Origin of the sequence: Streptomyces sp. NPDC059003, assembly GCF_042740445.1 — a bacterium.
Taxonomy (GTDB): Bacteria; Actinomycetota; Actinomycetes; order Streptomycetales; family Streptomycetaceae; genus Streptomyces.
In genome coordinates, this window is record NZ_JBHYJH010000035.1 from 16,216 (window position 1) to 33,030 (window position 16,815).

Annotated in this window: 16 protein-coding genes and 1 tRNA gene; 10 read left to right on the forward strand and 7 right to left on the reverse strand. The window is 68.6% G+C overall.

Annotated elements, in window-relative coordinates; all coding sequences use genetic code 11:
* Window positions 1–218: 218 nt before the first annotated feature.
* The gene (locus ACFWZ5_RS15720; protein WP_384790175.1) at window positions 219–752 is read left to right on the forward strand and encodes a peptidylprolyl isomerase; all 534 of its coding nucleotides are present in this window, start codon (window positions 219–221) and stop codon (window positions 750–752) included.
* Window positions 753–936: 184 nt separating this feature from the next.
* Window positions 937–1,833, forward strand: a complete 897-nt coding sequence (locus tag ACFWZ5_RS15725) for a rhomboid family intramembrane serine protease (protein ID WP_384790178.1) — start codon at window positions 937–939, stop codon at window positions 1,831–1,833.
* A gap of 292 nt (window positions 1,834–2,125) precedes the next feature.
* Here the strand turns inward: ACFWZ5_RS15725 and crgA are convergent, their stop codons facing one another.
* Window positions 2,126–2,383, reverse strand: a complete 258-nt coding sequence (crgA, locus tag ACFWZ5_RS15730; RefSeq protein WP_384790181.1) for a cell division protein CrgA — start codon at window positions 2,381–2,383, stop codon at window positions 2,126–2,128.
* A 149-nt stretch (window positions 2,384–2,532) separates the two neighbouring features.
* Here crgA and ACFWZ5_RS15735 point away from each other — a divergent pair, with 149 nt between their 5' ends.
* From ACFWZ5_RS15735 to ACFWZ5_RS15765, 7 genes are all read left to right on the forward strand, one after another.
* Window positions 2,533–3,303 (forward strand): DUF881 domain-containing protein, encoded by a 771-nt coding sequence (locus ACFWZ5_RS15735; protein ID WP_384790184.1) that lies wholly within the window; start codon window positions 2,533–2,535, stop codon window positions 3,301–3,303.
* 24 nt (window positions 3,304–3,327) lie between these two features.
* Window positions 3,328–4,038: a class E sortase gene (locus tag ACFWZ5_RS15740; protein WP_384790322.1), complete on the forward strand. Its 711-nt coding sequence runs from the start codon at window positions 3,328–3,330 to the stop codon at window positions 4,036–4,038.
* A gap of 4 nt (window positions 4,039–4,042) precedes the next feature.
* A complete protein-coding gene (locus tag ACFWZ5_RS15745; RefSeq protein WP_384890770.1) occupies window positions 4,043–4,228 on the forward strand; it encodes a hypothetical protein in 186 nt (61 codons plus the stop codon).
* Entirely contained in the window at window positions 4,228–4,866 is a 639-nt protein-coding gene (locus ACFWZ5_RS15750) for an aminodeoxychorismate/anthranilate synthase component II (RefSeq protein ID WP_384790190.1), read from the forward strand. Before ACFWZ5_RS15745 ends, ACFWZ5_RS15750 begins: the two co-directional genes overlap by 1 nt.
* The gene (locus ACFWZ5_RS15755) at window positions 4,863–6,056 is read left to right on the forward strand and encodes a class E sortase (RefSeq protein ID WP_384790193.1); all 1,194 of its coding nucleotides are present in this window, start codon (window positions 4,863–4,865) and stop codon (window positions 6,054–6,056) included. Before ACFWZ5_RS15750 ends, ACFWZ5_RS15755 begins: the two co-directional genes overlap by 4 nt.
* Before the next feature lie 26 nt (window positions 6,057–6,082).
* A complete protein-coding gene (locus ACFWZ5_RS15760; protein ID WP_384790196.1) occupies window positions 6,083–6,826 on the forward strand; it encodes a class E sortase in 744 nt (247 codons plus the stop codon).
* A gap of 277 nt (window positions 6,827–7,103) precedes the next feature.
* On the forward strand, window positions 7,104–7,427 hold the full coding sequence (locus tag ACFWZ5_RS15765; protein ID WP_384790198.1) for a hypothetical protein: 324 nt from the start codon (window positions 7,104–7,106) through the stop codon (window positions 7,425–7,427).
* Between the two features lie 133 nt (window positions 7,428–7,560).
* Here the strand turns inward: ACFWZ5_RS15765 and pknB are convergent, their stop codons facing one another.
* The 6 genes from pknB to ACFWZ5_RS15795 form a co-directional block, all read right to left on the reverse strand.
* Window positions 7,561–9,582, reverse strand: coding sequence for a Stk1 family PASTA domain-containing Ser/Thr kinase (gene pknB, locus ACFWZ5_RS15770; RefSeq protein WP_384790201.1), 2,022 nt, complete (start codon window positions 9,580–9,582; stop codon window positions 7,561–7,563).
* 170 nt (window positions 9,583–9,752) lie between these two features.
* Window positions 9,753–11,219, reverse strand: a complete 1,467-nt coding sequence (locus ACFWZ5_RS15775) for a peptidoglycan D,D-transpeptidase FtsI family protein (protein WP_384790204.1) — start codon at window positions 11,217–11,219, stop codon at window positions 9,753–9,755.
* Window positions 11,216–12,640: an FtsW/RodA/SpoVE family cell cycle protein gene (locus ACFWZ5_RS15780; protein WP_384790207.1), complete on the reverse strand. Its 1,425-nt coding sequence runs from the start codon at window positions 12,638–12,640 to the stop codon at window positions 11,216–11,218. Before ACFWZ5_RS15780 ends, ACFWZ5_RS15775 begins: the two co-directional genes overlap by 4 nt.
* A gap of 26 nt (window positions 12,641–12,666) precedes the next feature.
* Window positions 12,667–14,247 (reverse strand): Stp1/IreP family PP2C-type Ser/Thr phosphatase, encoded by a 1,581-nt coding sequence (locus tag ACFWZ5_RS15785; protein ID WP_384790325.1) that lies wholly within the window; start codon window positions 14,245–14,247, stop codon window positions 12,667–12,669.
* A gap of 90 nt (window positions 14,248–14,337) precedes the next feature.
* Window positions 14,338–14,847, reverse strand: a complete 510-nt coding sequence (locus ACFWZ5_RS15790; protein WP_384790210.1) for an FHA domain-containing protein — start codon at window positions 14,845–14,847, stop codon at window positions 14,338–14,340.
* Between the two features lie 10 nt (window positions 14,848–14,857).
* Window positions 14,858–15,748 carry an FhaA domain-containing protein gene (locus tag ACFWZ5_RS15795; protein WP_384790213.1) on the reverse strand — a complete coding sequence of 297 codons (891 nt, stop codon included), beginning with the start codon at window positions 15,746–15,748 and terminating at the stop codon, window positions 14,858–14,860.
* Window positions 15,749–16,390: 642 nt separating this feature from the next.
* Here ACFWZ5_RS15795 and ACFWZ5_RS15800 point away from each other — a divergent pair.
* Window positions 16,391–16,474, forward strand: a tRNA-Leu gene (locus tag ACFWZ5_RS15800).
* Window positions 16,475–16,815: the final 341 nt, after the last annotated feature.

Below are 16,815 nucleotides of genomic sequence, written 5' to 3' on the forward strand. Positions count from 1 at the left end.
CATCCGGGGGGCGGGCGGAGCCTTGTGGGCAAGCGGTGCCTGGGGTGGCGAGGGCCGTACGAGCGGGGCCGTACAGCGGGGACTCCTCGCCGACGATGCCATGGATTGCCGGTGGGCGCGCCTCCTCTGCGCCGACTCGTCGGCTGTTCGTCCGCTACTCGTCCCGATCCCGTCCGTGCGAGGATCGGAGGGTCACAGAGGACAACGGAAGGCAGATCGTGGCTGAGCAGCTCTACGCCACCCTCAAGACCAACCAGGGCGACATCGAGATCCGGCTCCTGCCGAACCACGCCCCCAAGACGGTCAGGAACTTCGTCGAGCTCGCCCAGGGCGAGCGTGAGTGGGTGCACCCCGCCACCGGCAAGAAGTCCACGGACAGGCTGTACGACGGCACGGTCTTCCACCGCGTGATCAGCGGCTTCATGATCCAGGGCGGTGACCCGCTGGGCAACGGCACGGGCGGCCCGGGCTACGAGTTCGCGGACGAGTTCCACCCGGACCTCGCCTTCAACAAGCCGTACCTGCTCGCCATGGCGAACGCGGGCCCGGGCACCAACGGCTCGCAGTTCTTCATCACGGTCTCCCCGACCGCGTGGCTGACCCGCAAGCACACCATCTTCGGCGAGGTCACGAGCGACGCCAGCAAGAAGGTCGTGGACGCCATCGCGGGCACGCAGACCAACCCGCGCACGGACCGCCCCGTCAACGACGTGATCATCGAGTCCGTCGTCGTCGAGACGCGCGAGGGCTGAGCGCGGCCCGAGGGCAGCAGGCCTCAGGGCAGCAGCCCCGGGGCACCAGACCTGAGGGCACCAGACCCGAGGGCAACAGAGCCGAGGGGAACAAAACCGCCCCGCCCATCCGTAGAGGAGGGCGGGGCGGCGCGTTGCGGCACATCCGCCGTGCCGCCTTCGTTCGGAGATTGAGGGGACCGTGATGGATCAGGCGCCAGGCAGCCCGCAGGGACCGCAGGACGCGCAGAGCCTGCCGAGCTGCTACCGCCACCCGGACCGCGAGACCGGCATCAGCTGTACGCGGTGCGAGCGTCCGATCTGCCCGGAGTGCATGATCAGCGCCTCCGTCGGCTTCCAGTGCCCCGAGTGCGTACGCGGCGGCTCGGGCACCGGCCACGCGCCGTCGGCGAGCCGGCCGCGGACGATCGCGGGCGGCACCCTCACCCAGGACCCCCGCCTGCTCACGAAGATCATCCTGGCGATCAACGTCATGGTCTTCGTGGCCGTGCGCGTGCGCGGCGACAGCCTCCTCGACGACCTCGTGCTGATCGGCCAGTGGCCGCCGTATCCGTACGTGCCGACGGAGGGCGTCGCCGAGGGCCAGCCGTACCGCCTGGTCACGTCGATGTTCACGCACCAGGAGATCTGGCACATCGCGTTCAACATGCTGGGCCTGTGGTGGCTCGGCGGCCCCCTTGAGGCGGCGCTCGGCCGGGCCCGCTATCTGGCCCTCTACCTGCTGTCCGGGCTCGGCGGCAGCGCCCTGACGTACATGATCGCCAGCGAGAGCGAGGCCTCGCTCGGCGCGTCCGGGGCGATCTTCGGCCTGCTCGGCGCGACGGCCGTCCTGATGCGGCGCCTGAACTACGACATGCGCCCGGTCATCGCGCTCCTCGCCCTGAACCTGCTCTTCACGTTCACCTGGAGCGGCATCGCCTGGCAGGCGCACGTGGGCGGTCTGGCCGCGGGGGTCGCGATCGCGTACGGCATGGTGCACGCGCCGCGTGAGCGCCGGGCGCTCGTGCAGTGGGGCACGTGCGCCGCGGTGTTCGTCGTGATCGTGCTGATCGTGGTGGCGCGGACGGCACAGCTGACCTGACGCTCCTGTGCCCCCACGTCCCCGTGACCTGGGGGCCCGGAGTTGTCCACAGTCTGTGCTCGATCTTGTGCACGAAGTGGGGAACGCGTGTTCCTTGTGTCGCCGAACCCCGATGACCCGGGTTTTCCCAGGCGGGACAGGGGGTGACCGGTCGGCCGCGGTCGGCCGACCGGTCACACCGGCGTCAACACCCGGAGAGTTATCCACAGATCTTCAGACCTTTCCCCAGGTCTGTGGATGGCGGTGCTCGCGCTGTGGATAACTCAGGCCATGGCTTGTGTGACGGCGCGCGTTACTTCCACTGGGTGGAGACGCCGAAGCCGGCCGCGATGAAGCCGAAGCCGACCACGATGTTCCAGTTGCCCAGCGGATCGATGGGGAGATCGCCGTCGGTGACGTAGAAGACGACGATCCAGGCGAGGCCGATCAGGAACATCGCCAGCATCACGGGAGCCACCCAGCTACGGCTGGTCAGCTTGATGTTGGTCGCCTTCTTGGACGACGGCGGCGTGTAGTCGTCTGCCTTCTTGCGGATACGTGACTTCGGCACGAGGGTCTCTCCTGTCGATGCGCTGCGTGGCCGCGCAGGTAACTGGGTCAGGCCGCCGGGCGGGACGCTCCGTCGCTACAGCGCGCGAAGTCTTCCCCCGGGCGTCCGTTAGCGTAGTGCTTCCGCGGCGGTGAAGGAGTAAGGGTACGTTGAGCAATTCTGCCGACTCCCCAGCGGGTACGGGCCCACGGCGCCGCAGGTGGCCGCTCAGGGTGCTCACCGCAGCCGTCTTCGCCCTCGCCGGCCTCATCTTCATGACGAGCTTCAACACGGCCAAGGGCACCAACATCCGCACCGACGCCTCCCTGCTCCGGCTCTCCGACCTCATCCAGGAGCGCAGCCACAAGAACAAGGAGCTCGACGAGTCCAACGGCTCGCTGCGCGACGACGTCGAGTCCCTCACCAAGCGCGACAACCCCGGCACCAAGGCCGACGACGCCCGCCTCGGCGCCCTGGAGCGGAACGCGGGCACCAAGAAGCTCACCGGCGACGCCGTCACGGTCACGCTCACCGACGCCCCGCCGAACGCCACCGCCAAGCTCCCCGGCTACCCCGAGCCGCAGCCCAACGACCTGGTCATCCACCAGCAGGACCTGCAAGCCGTGGTCAACGCGCTGTGGCAGGGCGGCGCCGAGGGCATCAAGGTCATGGACCAGCGCCTGATCTCCACCAGCGCCGTCCGCTGCGTCGGCAACACCCTGATCCTCCAGGGCCGCGTCTACTCACCGCCGTACAAGGTCACCGCCGTCGGTGACCCCGGCAAGCTCAAGAAGGCCCTCGCCGCCTCCCCCGAGATCCAGAACTACATGCTGTACGTCAACGCCTACGGGCTCGGCTGGAAAGTCGACGACGACGGGGCGGTGACTCTTCCCGGCTACTCGGGCACAGTGGATCTCCACTACGCGAAGCCCGTGGAGTAGCGGCCGCTGGGGGCGCCTGTGTCGGTGCGAGTGCTGTTGAGGACGTTCAGCGAACTGTGCATCACCGTCGGCACCGTCATCGTGCTCTTCGTGGTGTACGTCCTGTTCTGGACCGGGGTGAAGGCCGACCGCGCGATGGACAGCCAGATCGACCGGCTCCAGGACAAGTGGGCCTCGGGGTCCCTGACCGCGGGCGACGGCGACGGCAAGGATGGCGCGGGTGGCAACGGCGGCGCGGCCTCGTTACGGAAACCCGCGCCCTACGAAGACGGCGAGCCCTTCGCCGTCATGTACATCCCCCGCTTTGGTTTCACGTGGAACAAGCCCGTGCTCCAGGGCACCGCCACCGGCACCCTCAAGAAGGGCCTCGGCCACTACGCCCGCACCGCCCGGCTCGGCCAGCAGGGCAACTTCGCCGTCGCCGGACACCGCCGCACCTACGGCGACCCCTTCAAGGACTTCCCCGAGCTGCGCCCCGGCGACGCCGTCGTCCTGACCGACGGGACGACCTGGTTCACGTACCGCATCGACCGCAAGCCGTACAGAACCCTGCCCGCCGACGTCGGCGTCATCGACCCCGTCCCCCGCAAGTCCGGCTACCGCGAGGCAGGCCGCTATCTCACCCTCACCACCTGCGAGCCCGAGTGGGGCCACAGCCACCGCCTGATCGCCTGGGCCCACTTGGACGCCACCCAGCCCGTGGAGGCAGGCAAACCGAAGGCACTGCGCCGTTAGTCTGGTGCCGTACGGCGACGGAAGGGACGGCATGTACGGCTGGATCTGGCGGCATCTGCCGGGGAACGCATGGGTGAAGGCGCTGCTCTCGCTGCTGCTGATCCTCATGGTCGTCTATGTGCTGTTCCAGTACGTCTTCCCCTGGGCGGAGCCGCTGCTGCCCTTCAACGACGTGACGGTGGACAACTAGTGGGCGCACGCATTCTCGTAGTCGACAACTACGACAGCTTCGTCTTCAACCTCGTCCAGTACCTGTACCAGCTGGGTGCCGAGTGCGAGGTGCTCCGCAACGACGAGGTCGAGCTGAAACACGCACAGGACGGCTTCGACGGCGTCCTCCTCTCGCCGGGTCCCGGCACGCCCGAGCAGGCGGGCGTCTGCGTCGACATGGTGCGCCACTGCGCCGCGACCGGCGTGCCCGTCTTCGGCGTGTGCCTGGGCATGCAGTCCATGCAGGTCGCGTACGGCGGCGTGGTGGACCGGGCGCCGGAGCTCCTGCACGGGAAGACCTCGCCGGTCACGCACGAGGGCAAGGGCGTCTTCGCCGGCCTGCCGTCGCCGTTCACCGCGACCCGGTACCACTCGCTGGCCGCCGAGCCGGGGACGGTCCCGGCCGAGCTCGAGGTCACGGCCCGCACCCACGACGGCATCATCATGGGCCTGCGCCACCGTGAACTGCCCGTCGAAGGCGTGCAGTTCCACCCCGAGTCGGTCCTCACCGAACACGGCCATCTGATGCTCGCCAACTGGCTCGCCGAGTGCGGCGACCTGGGCGCCGTCGCACGATCGAGCGGGCTGGCCCCGGTGGTGGGCAGGGCCACGGCGTGACCGCGGAGGCGCACGGGGGCGCCGACGCGGTGGGGGCGGGGGAACATCCGTCGCCGTGGTTCCGCAGCGGTTCGGTCCCGGCTCCGGCCGGTCCGGACGAGCCGGAAGCGGAGCCGGAGCCTTCGGGGGCCGGGGCGTCGTACGAGCCGTACGAACCGTACGCGTCGCAGGATTCGTACGCGCCGCAGGAGCCGCAGGATTCGTACGAGGAGCAGGCGGCCCCGTCCGCGTACGAGGCCGCCGACGACGCGACCATCGGGCTGCGGACGGCGGACACGCGCCGAATAGCGGGGCTGCCACCGGAGACCGACCGGGAGCGCGTGCCACCGGAGGCGGACCGGGCGGGCGCCCCGCCGGGCGAGGGCCGGGCCGCGCGGCGCAGGGCCGCCGCCAAGCACAGGGGCCGCCGGACCCCCGCGAAGCCCGCGGGCCGGAAAACCGCCCCCCTCCCCACCGAAGGCCCGGACGCCCGCCCCCTCACCCGCCTCGAAGCCCGCCGGGCCGAGCGCGCCCGCAGGCCGAGCCCGGCGACCGTCGCGAGCCGCGTCGTCGGCGAGCTGTTCATCACCGTCGGCGTCCTGATGCTCCTGTTCGTCACCTACCAGCTGTGGTGGACGAACATACGGGCCCATCAGCAGGCCAACGCCGCCGCCCGCGACCTCCAGGAGGACTGGGCGAAGGGCAAGGGCAAGCCGGGCTCCTTCGAGCCGGGCCAGGGCTTCGCCCTCCTGCACATCCCGAAGCTCGACGTCGTCACGCCGGTCGCCGAGGGCATCGACAAGCACAAGGTCCTCGACCGGGGCATGGTCGGCCACTACAACGAGGGCGGCACCAGGACCCCGATGCCCGACGCGGACCCCGGAAACTTCGCGGTCGCCGGACACCGCAACACGCACGGCGAGCCGTTCCGGTACATCAACCGGCTCAAACCGGGCGATCCGATCGTCGTGGAGACCCAGGACCGGTACTTCGTCTACAAGACGGCGAGCTCGCTGCCGCAGACTTCCCCCGGCAATACGGCGGTTCTGGACCCCGTCCCGCCCGGCTCGGGCTTCACGAAACCCGGCCGCTACATCACACTGACCACCTGCACGCCCGAGTTCACGAGTAAGTACCGCTTGATCGTGTGGGGCAAGATGGTCGAGGACCGGCCACGCGCCAAGGGAAAACCGGCCGTGCTGGTCGACTAGGCGCTCAGACAGACGGGGCAGATGCAGTGGCAGCCACCACCGAAGAGGACGAGCAGAAGCGGGCCGGGGAGTCCGCGCCCGCGCCCAGGCCGCGCCCCCGCGGCCGCGGCCGCGTCGCGACGGCCGTCAGCGTCTTCGGTGAACTCCTCATCACCGCGGGCCTGATCCTCGGCCTGTTCGTCGTCTACTCGCTGTGGTGGACCAACGTCATAGCGGACCGCGAGGCGAAGAAGCAGGGCGACCGCGTCCGCGACCACTGGGCCGACGGCCCCGGCGCCCTGAACACCAAGGACGGCATCGGCTTCCTCCACGTACCGGCGATGAGCGGTGGCGGCGAAATGCTGGTCAAGAAGGGCACCGACACCAAGACCCTCAACAACGGCATCGCCGGCTACTACACGGAGCCGGTCAAGTCGGCCCTGCCGCAGGACGAGGAGGGCAACTTCACGCTGGCCGCGCACCGCGACGGGCACGGCGCGAAGTTCCACAGGATCGACAAGATCGACGAGGGCGACCCGATCGTCTTCGAGTCCCGCGACAAGTGGTACGTCTACAAGGTCTTCAAGACCCTCCCCGAGACCTCGAAGTACAACGTCCGCGTCCTCGACCCCGTCCCGAAGCAGTCCGGCGCCAAGAAGCCCGGCCGCTACATCACGCTGACGACGTGCACGCCGGTCTACACGTCGAAGTACCGGTACGTGGTGTGGGGGAAGCTGGAGCGGGTGGAGAAGGTCGACAGCAAGCGGACGCCGCCAGCGGAGCTGCGGTGACGCACTCAGTTGAACTGAGACGTTCATCTAGCCCCAGTATGGGGCTTTAGAAACAAAACTCTACCTTCGCCGTAATGGGTTGAATGCCGATATTCGGGATGTTTCCTCGCGAGCCGAGGGAATGTTACTTGTTCCGCTGCGTGTACTTGGCTGGCCTGATCTCGATCTGTCGTCTCACGGGTTAGCTGCTGTACGGTCGCTTCTCGTAATTGACGTGCGGATGAGAGCTGAGGGATCTGTGAAGATCAGTCGAGTACTGGCGACAAGCGTCGGATGCTTGGCGCTGACGGTGATAACGACGACTGCCGCCTACGCCGGTGAAGATGTATCTGTGGGTACAGGTGGGGCCGAGGGCGGGTTTCGTGCCGATGGCGATGATTTCTGGCTCAAAGATATAACCCTGGATGGTGAGTGGGTCATGCTTTGCTATCGAGTGAATGGTGGCAGAAAGTACTCTCTTGAAAACCATGAGGGGCGTGGTAAAACCCTTGTCTGGGATGGCTTCAACTTTAGAGAGGGGTCCAAGATTACCATTGATGTTGTGACAGAAGCAGATGCCGAAGCGGGTAACTGTAAGCCGTGGGCTGTCGGTTACGCATAACGTCATCCGCTGTTATTAGTGGGTCGATGGCTTTTCCGGCTCGCAATAATTGGCGCTCTGAAAAGGCTGAGGGGTTCGGGGTCGCATTTGCTAGCGGGTCCCGAACCCCTTCCTGGTGGGTGGAAAGTAGGGGTCAATCCCGCTCGTGGCGGCCGAAGCCGGTGACGCCCTCTATGAAGCCGCCGCCGTTGTCACCGCCGCCCTGGTCGCCGCCCCCGGCGCTGACGGTCGTCAGGTTGATCGCGGTGCCGGGCTTGACCTTCGTACCGGTGTTGGGCTGGGGAAGGACCACCACGGCGTCGTCGTCCTGCGGGCCCTGGATGTTGCCGACGGTCAGGTCGGCGTCCTCGATGGCGTCGCGGGCGTCGGACAGCTTCATGCCGGCGAGGGGCGGGACCGTCACGTCCTCCTCCTCGGCCTTCTTGGCGACCTGGACGGTCACCGTGGAGCCCGGGTCGACCTTCGTGTTGGCGGTGGGCGTGGTCTGGATGACCTTGCCCTCCTCGACGCTGTCGCTCTCGACGTCGGTACGCGTCGCGACGAGCCCGCTGGCCTCGATCTGCTTCTTCGCGTTCTCCCACGTCTGCCCGGCGACGTCCGGGACGGTGGGCTTCTGCTGCTCCTTGGCGATGTACAGCGTGATGGTGCTGCCCTTTTGCACCTCGGTGCCGGTGACCGGGTCCTGTTCGAGAACCTTGCCCTCGGTCTCCGTGGAGATCCTCTTCTTGGTCTCGACCTTGAGCTGGTACTTGTCGCCCTCAAGCTTCTCGATGGCCTCGTCCTCGTCCAGCCCGAGGACACTCGGCACCGCCACCTTCGGTGCCCCCGTCGAGACGGTCACGTTGACTGTGGCACCCTTCGTGACTTTGGTACCCGCCTCAGGGTCCTGCAAGCAGATCTTCCCTGCGGGGTACTTCTCACATGGCTCGCGCTTGGACACCGCGACGGTCAGGTCAACGTTCTTCGCCGACTTCTGCGCTTCCTTCAGCGTCTCACCGACGAAGTTCGGCGCCGTCTTGTCGTCACTGACGCCCCCGTCGCCGCTGAACAGCGCCTTCCCGATCAGGACCGCGCCCACCAGGACGAGGATGCCCGCGGCGACCAGGAGGATCGTCGACAGGTTGCTCTTCTTCTGGCGGCCGCGGCGGCCGTTCTCGTCGTAGCCGTAGCCGCCGTCGTCCGGGTTGACCGGGGGCAGCATGGACGTCTGGGCCTGGCCGGGGGCGCCGTTCTGGGGGCGCAGCATCGCCGTGGCCTGGTCGTCGGGGTGGCCGCCGTAGCCGACGGCGCCCATCGCGGCGGTCGCGGCGACGGGCTGGCCGTCGAGGCAGGCCTCGATGTCGGCGCGCATCTCGTCGGCCGACTGGTAGCGGTAGTCCGGGTCCTTGGTGAGCGCCTTGAGGACGATCGCGTCCATCTCGGTCGTGATCTCGTTGTCGAAGACGCTCGGCGCCTGCGGCTCTTCCCGCACGTGCTGGTAGGCGACCGCCACCGGGGAGTCGCCCACGAACGGCGGCCGTACGGTGAGGAGTTCGTACAGCAGGCAGCCCGTGGAGTACAGGTCGGAGCGCGCGTCGACCTGCTCGCCCTTGGCCTGTTCGGGCGAGAGGTACTGGGCGGTGCCGATGACGGCGGCCGTCTGCGTCATCGTCATGCCGGACTCGCCCATGGCGCGGGCGATGCCGAAGTCCATGACCTTGACCTGGCCGTTGCGCGTCAGCATGACGTTCGCGGGCTTGATGTCGCGGTGGACGATGCCGTTGCGGTGCGAGTACTCGAGCGCCTGGAGGATGCCGATGGTCATCTCCATGGCGCGCTCGGGAAGGAGCTTGCGCCCGGAGTGCAGCAACTCACGCAGGGTGGAGCCGTCGACGTACTCCATGACGATGTACGGGATGGAGACGCCGTCGACGTAGTCCTCGCCGGTGTCGTAGACCGCGACGATCGCGGGATGGTTGAGCGAGGCGGCCGACTGGGCCTCACGGCGGAACCGGGCCTGGAACGACGGGTCGCGGGCGAGATCCACCCGCAGCGTCTTCACCGCCACGGTGCGGCCGAGGCGGGTGTCGTGCGCGAGGTAGACCTCCGCCATCCCGCCGCGGCCGAGCACCTGGCCCAGCTCGTACCGGCCGCCGAGGCGACGCGGCTCTTCCATAGCTAATCCAGCCCTCTCCGTCGGTCCCGACCGCACCGTGTTGCGCGGTCCGGCGGTGTGCTGTCCGGGCATACCGTACCCGGCTCGGCTAACGTGACCCGGCCGCAACCGTCACCCGATACAGGACCGGTATCGCAACGTGCACCGATGGGGAGTGGCCGTGACATGGGTCACTTCTTGCTGTCGAGTACCGCCTTCATCACGTCCCTTGCGATCGGCGCCGCGAGACCGCCACCGGAGATGTCGCCACGGGCGGCGTCACTGTCCTCGACGACCACGGCGACGGCGACCGGCGAACCCGAGTCGGTCTTGGCGTAGCTGATGAACCAGGCGTACGGGTTCTTGCTGTTGTTCAGACCGTGCTGCGCGGTGCCGGTCTTGCCGCCCACAGTGACGCCCGGGATCTTGGCCCTGGTTCCCGTGCCCTCGTTGACGACGGTCTGCATCATGTCCTGGAGCTTCTGCGCGTTCTCCTTGGACAGCGGCTCGCTCATCTCCTTCGGCGAGTGCTTCTCGATCACGTCGAGGTTCGGCGCCTGCAGCTCGCTGACCATGTACGGCTCCATCAGCGTGCCGTCGTTGGCGATCGCGGAGGTCACCATCGCCATCTGCAGCGGCGTCGCGGCCGTCTCGAACTGGCCGATGGACGACAGGGCCGTCTGCGGCTTGTCCATGTCCTTCGGGAAGTTCGACGCGTTGGAGCGGACCGGGATGAACTGCTCCTCGTTGAAGCCGAACTTCTCCGCGGTCTCCCGCATCTGGTCCTTGCCGAGGTCCGAGCCGATCTTGCCGAAGACCGTGTTGCAGGACACCCGCAGCGCCTCGCGGAGCGTGGCGTTCTTGCAGGGGATGTTGCCCTCGTTCTTCAGCTCCGTGGTCGTGTTCGGCATCGTCCACGGCAGCGGCGAGCGCGTCTTGCTGTCGATGTCCGTGTACAGGCCGTGCTCCAGCGCCGCCGCGGCCGTGACCACCTTGAACGTGGAGCCGGGCGGGTAGGTCTCGCGCAGCGCGCGGTTCAGCATCGGCTTGTCGCGGTCCTTGTCCAGCTTGGCGAAGGTCTCCGCGTCCGCGTTCGTGTTGCCGGCGAAGCGCGACGGGTCGTACGACGGAGTGGACGCGAGCGCCAGGATCGCCCCGGTCTCCGGGTCTATCGCGGCGACAGCGCCCTTGCCGCGGCCCTGCAGGCCCTTGTACGCGGCCTTCTGGGCGGCGGAGTTGAGCGTCGTGACGACGTTGCCGCCTTCCTTCTTCTTGCCCGTGAGCATGTCGAGGGTGCGGCGGAAGAAGAGCCGGTCGTCGTTGCCGGTGAGGATGGAGTCCTCGATGGACTCGATCTGCGTGGCGCCGATGCGCTGCGAGGCGAAGCCGGTGACGGGCGACCACATCGGCCCGTCCTTGTAGGTCCGCTTGTACTTGAGGTCGTTGGCGCTCTCGGTCTTCGCGGAGCCGGTGACCGGCTTGCCGTCGACGATGATGTCGCCGCGCGGCTGCGAGTAGCGCTCTATCGTGACGCGGCGGTTGTCCTTGTCCTCCGCCAAGGAGTCGGCCTTCACGTACTGCAGCCAGTTGCTGCGGACCAGCAGGGTCATGATGAGCAGGCCGCAGAAGATCGCGATGCGGCGAACGGGCTTGTTCACGGCCGTACCACCTGGGTCATCTCGGCGTCGGGATTCGGGGCGGGGGACGGCGCCGGTCGGCGCGCCGTATCACTGATGCGCAGCAGGATGCCGATCAGTGCCCAGTTCGCGATCACCGATGAACCGCCGTACGCGACGAACGGCATCGTCATACCCGTCAGCGGGATCAGGCCCATGACGCCGCCGGCCACGACGAAGATCTGAATGGCGAAGGAGGCGGAAAGGCCGACGGCGAGGAGCTTGCCGAACGGGTCGCGCGCGGCCAGGGCGGTGCGCACACCGCGCTCCACGATCAGGCCGTAGATCAGCAGGATCGCCATGAGCCCGGTCAGACCGAGCTCCTCGCCGAACGTGGCGAGGATGAAGTCGGAGTTCGCGGCGAACTTGATGAGGTCGGAGTTCCCCTGCCCGAGGCCGGTGCCGAGGGTGCCGCCGGAGCCGAAGGCCCACAGCGCCTGCATGGACTGCTCGGAGTGGCCCAGCTCGCCGTTCTGGCTCTTGACGAACTCGCCCATGGGGTCGAGCCAGGCCTGGACGCGCTGCTGCACGTGCGGCTCGAACGACGCCACGCCGACGGCGCCCACGGCGGACATCAGCAGACCGAACACGATCCAGCTGGTGCGCTCCGTGGCGACGTACAGCATCACGACGAACATGCCGAAGAACAGCAGCGACGTACCGAGGTCGGTCTCGAAGACCAGGATCAGGATGGACATCGCCCACACGACCAGGATCGGACCGAGGTCGCGGCCACGCGGCAGGTACAGGCCCATGAAGCGGCGGCTGGCGAGCGCGAGGGCGTCCCGCTTGACCATCAGATAGCCCGCGAAGAACACCGCGATGACGATCTTCGCGAACTCGGCGGGCTGGATGGTGAACCCGCCGACACGGATCCAGATCTTCGCGCCGAACACGTTCATACCGAGGCCCGGCACGAGCGGAAGAAGCAGCAGCACGATCGCGGCGGCCATCGAGATGTACGTGTACCGCTGGAGGACGCGGTGGTCCTTCAGGAACAGCATGACCGCGACGAACAGCGCGATGCCGATCGCCGTGTACAGCAGCTGCTTGGGCGCGGCCGCGCTGAACGTGGGCAGATCCTGCAGCCGCTTCGACTGGTCGAGCCGCCAGATCACCACGAGACCGAGCCCGTTGAGCAGCGTGGCCAGCGGCAGCAGCAGCGGGTCGGCGTACGGCGCGAACTTGCGCACCACCAGGTGCGCGACGCCCGCGAGGAGGCCGAGCCCGAGGCCGTAGCCGAGCATGCCCGGGGGCAGCTCGCCGGAGATCGCGAGCCCCACGTTCATGTAGGCGAACAGCGGGATGACGACGGCGAACACCAGGAGCGCGAGCTCCGTGTTGCGCCGGCTCGGCGCGCCGATGGCGCCGATCGTCGACGTGTGTGTAGTGCTACTGCTCATGGCGTGCAAGGGCCCCCAACGGCTGCTTACTGCTTACCGCACTGCGGGACCAGCTTCTGCTCCTCCTCGGAGAGGCTGGGGCCGGGTGTGGGAGTCGGTGCGGTGGTGGACTTGGACTTGTCGTCCTTCGCGTTCTTGTTGTCGTCGCCGGGATTCGGCGTCGGCTTGCCGGTCTGGCCGGTCATGCCGCCCGCCTCGCCCTCGCCGGGCTTGGCATCGGGCTTCGCCGTGCTCTCGTTGCGCTCCCGGTTCTCGCGCTCGATCTTGCGCCGTTCGGCGTCCTTCTTGCATGCCGAGGCCTGCAGGCCCAGCTCCTCGATCTTGCCCTCGGCGTCGCCGAGGCTGCCCTCGGAGATGGTCGCCTCGACCTGCTTGCGCTGGTACGGCGGCAGGTACTTGAGTTCGATCTCGGGGTGGTCCTTCTCGACCTTCGACAGGCTCACCCAGGCCAGGTCCTGGTCGATGCCGCGGTACAGCGCCACGTGTGCGTCGTTCGTGCCCACGTAGTACTGCGTCTGCGTCCAGCGGTAGCCGCCGTAGAGGCCGCCGCCGACCACGGCGAGCGCGAGCGCCGTGTACAGCGATCTCTTCAGCCACTTGCGGCCGCCGCCGGGCTTCACGAAGTCCTCGTCGCCATACGCACCGAAGGAGCCCTCCGGCACGTACTCCGCGGTGTCGCCGCTGCCGGGGGGGCCGAAGCCGCCGCCGGACGGCGGCGCGGGACGGCCGAGGCCCGACGCGCGGCCCGCCGGGGTCTGCATGGCCCCGCCGTCGTTGGTCTGCAGCTGGTTCTCGGCGACCGCGCCCACCACCACGGGGGTGTCGGACAGCTGGCCCGCGAGCGTGTCACCGGTGTCGATGTCCAGGACGTCGGCGACGATCACCGTGATGTTGTCCGGGCCGCCGCCGCGCAGCGCGAGCTGGATCAGCTCCTGCACGGTCTCCTGCGGGCCCTGGTAGCTGGCGAGCGTGTCCTCCATCGTCTGGTGCGACACGACGCCCGACAGGCCGTCGGAGCAGATCAAGTACCGGTCGCCCGCGCGGACTTCGCGGATGGACAGGTCCGGCTCCACGTGGTCGCCGCTGCCGAGCGCACGCATGAGGAGCGACCGCTGCGGATGCGTGGTGGCCTCTTCCTCGGTGATCCGGCCCTCGTCGACGAGCCGCTGCACCCAGGTGTGGTCCTGCGTGATCTGCGTGAGCACGCCGTCGCGCAGCAGGTACGCGCGCGAGTCGCCGACGTGTACGAGGCCGAGCCGCTGCCCGGTCCACAGCAGGGCGGTCAGAGTGGTCCCCATGCCCTCCAGCTGCGGGTCCTCCTCGACCATGAGGCGCAGCTGGTCGTTGGCCCGCTGCACGGCCGTGCCGAGCGAGGTGAGGATGTCCGAGCCCGGGACGTCGTCGTCGAGCGTGACGAGCGTCGAGATCACCTCGGAGCTCGCGACCTCGCCCGCGGCCTGACCCCCCATGCCGTCGGCGATGGCGAGGAGACGCGGGCCGGCGTAACCGGAGTCCTCGTTCCCCTCCCGGATCATGCCTTTGTGCGATCCGGCGGCGAAGCGCAGTGACAGACTCATGCGCACCTCGCCCGTCGGCTCCGGGTACATCCGCACGGTGCCCACCCTCCGGTCGGGAGCGCGCTGGCGTCCAAGTCCTGGACCGCGTCGGCTCGCTCGCTCCGCTCGCTCATTGTCGTACTACTTCCGCAGCTCGATGACGGTCTTGCCGATGCGGATCGGCGCGCCCAGCGGAACCGGCGTCGGGGTGGTCAGGCGGGTCCGGTCGAGATACGTGCCGTTGGTGGACCCGAGGTCCTCGACGATCCACTGGCCGTCACGGTCCGGGTAGATCCTGGCATGCCTGCTGGAGGCGTAGTCGTCGTCAAGGACGATCGTCGAGTCGTGCGCCCGGCCGAGGGTGATGGTCTGGCCCTGCAGCGCGACGGTCGTGCCCGTGAGCGTGCCCTCCGAGACGACCAGCTTGGTGGGGGCGCCGCGGCGCTGGCGGCCGCCGCCCCCCTGCTGGCGCTGCTGCGGCGGCGCGGCCTGCTGCCGGGCCGCCTGGCGACCGCCCTCACGGCGCGAGCCGCGCTGCGTGACACGCGTCCCGAACAGGTCGCTGCGGATGACCTGGACGGCCACGATCACGAACAGCCACAGAACGGCCAGGAAACCCAGCCGCATGACCGTCAGGGTCAGCTCTGACATTGCCCCCGCTTCACCCTTCGGCTTGCCGGTAAATGATGGTGGTGCTGCCCACGACGATCCGCGAGCCGTCGCGGAGCGTAGCGCGGGTGGTGTGCTGCCCGTCTACCACGATGCCGTTGGTAGACCCGAGATCCTGGATCGTCGAGGGCGTTCCGGTCCGGATCTCACAGTGCCGGCGCGATACGCCGGGGTCGTCGATCCGCACATCGGCGTCGGTGCTGCGGCCCAGCACCAGCGTCGGGCGGGAGATCTGGTGGCGATTGCCGTTGATCTCAATCCAGCGCCGTACTTGCGCGCCCGGGAGGGCGCCGGCACCCGGACCCTGCGGGCGGCCCGCCGGTGCCGGGGCACCACCGCGGCCCGCGCCCGCGCCGGGCGGCGGCGCGGCGGGCATGGGAGGGGCGCCCGGGGCGCCCGAGGGGCCCTGCGGGCCGCCGTAGCCCCCGCGGGGGCCCTGGCCGGCGCTCGTGGGGCCGCCGCCGGGGCCCGCGGGGCCGCCGGGGGCGTGGTCGGGGGTCTGCGAGGTGCTGGACGCCAGCGTGCGGCTGCGCACCCGGTACAGGCCCGTGTCGAGGTCCTCGGCCTTCTCCAGGTGGACCTTGATCGGCCCCATGAAGCTGTAGCGCTGCTGCTTCGCGTACTCGCGCACCATGCCGGACAGCTCGTCGCCGAGCTGTCCCGAGTAGGGGCTCAGGCGCTCGTAGTCGGGGGCGCTGAGCTCCACGATGAAATCGTTCGGTACGACGGTCCGCTCGCGGTTCCAGATCGTCGCGTTGTTGTCGCACTCCCGCTGGAGGGCGCCCGCGATCTCGACAGGCTGGACCTCGGACTTGAACACCTTGGCGAAGGTGCCGTTGACCAGACCTTCAAGTCGCTGCTCGAACTTCTTCAGGACTCCCATGGGGCACCTCCTCCGTCGTTCTCATCCTCGTACTGCTTACTGATCGTATCCACGCGCCGGGAAATCAGCTGGTTCCCCCTGTCTGCCCAGACCACGAGTGTCGCCTCTCACAAGGCATGCCCGCACCGCTCTTGAGGGATCCTCCGGGTTCCTTCAGGGATGCACCGGAGTCCCGCCCGGGGCCCTGCCGCCGATCCTCAGGGATCGTTCAGGGGTTCCCGCGGGAACCGACGCGACAACGCCTGCCCGGGTTGACCCGGGGCCGTATGGGCTCCGCTCCATCCGCGCTTCCTCCCGCGCTCCTTCCCGACTCCGGCACCCCTCTTAACAGGGATCGTAGAGGGGGTCTCAGGCCAGTGTCCCGCACGTGGCTGTGGACCTTGGAGGAGGACTTGACGGGGGGCTTGGTTGCGTCCGGCGGCGGTTCGGCCGGGACGGGGAGCCAGGACGGGGTGCCGGGCCGGCGGTCCTTCCGGGTCCGGCCGGTCCCGTCCTCCCTGGTCGCCCCGGCACCGGCGCCCGGCGGGTGCCCGACGGGTGCCCGTCAATACAGATGTGAATCCACCCTCCGCAGCGTGCTAATCTTCTGGATGTCGGAAGGCGCTCGCACCACACAGTGAGAGACCCAAAGACAACACCCATGCGCGGGTGGCGGAATAGGCAGACGCGCTGGATTCAGGTTCCAGTGCCCGAAAGGGCGTGGGGGTTCAACTCCCCCCTCGCGCACAAGCGAAAGACCCCAGCTTAGCTGGGGTCTTTCTGCGTTTGAGGGTGGCTGGGGCGGGGTCGGCTCGGGGCGGTCGGAGTCGTGGCCGGGTGCGGTGGCCGGGTGCGGCGGCCAGGTCTGGTGGCCGGTCCGGTGGCTGGGCGTGGGCGGTCGTCGAAGAGGTCTGGACCTTCTGGCGGTGATGTATGTCACCGCGAGGCGGGAGGAACGCCTGCGGCGGGTGGCTCCGCGAAGTTATCCACAGGCTGTGACGGGGCTTCGCCCACGGCGGTACGGTCGATGCCAGTTGATGTTCGCGGCGCCGGGCGTACGACCACGCGGGGCGCGCGGACGCCGGAAC

What these genes read in the sequence shown, in the direction of transcription:
- ACFWZ5_RS15785 (WP_384790325.1), bottom strand. Translation starts at nt 14,247, where the DNA reads ATGTACCCGGAGCCGACGGGCGAGGTGCGCATGAGTCTGTCACTGCGC.
- pknB (WP_384790201.1), bottom strand. Translation starts at nt 9,582, where the DNA reads ATGGAAGAGCCGCGTCGCCTCGGCGGCCGGTACGAGCTGGGCCAGGTG.
- ACFWZ5_RS15725 (WP_384790178.1), top strand. Translation starts at nt 937, where the DNA reads ATGGATCAGGCGCCAGGCAGCCCGCAGGGACCGCAGGACGCGCAGAGC.
- ACFWZ5_RS15795 (WP_384790213.1), bottom strand. Translation starts at nt 15,748, where the DNA reads ATGGGAGTCCTGAAGAAGTTCGAGCAGCGACTTGAAGGTCTGGTCAAC.
- ACFWZ5_RS15780 (WP_384790207.1), bottom strand. Translation starts at nt 12,640, where the DNA reads ATGAGCAGTAGCACTACACACACGTCGACGATCGGCGCCATCGGCGCG.
- ACFWZ5_RS15790 (WP_384790210.1), bottom strand. Translation starts at nt 14,847, where the DNA reads ATGTCAGAGCTGACCCTGACGGTCATGCGGCTGGGTTTCCTGGCCGTT.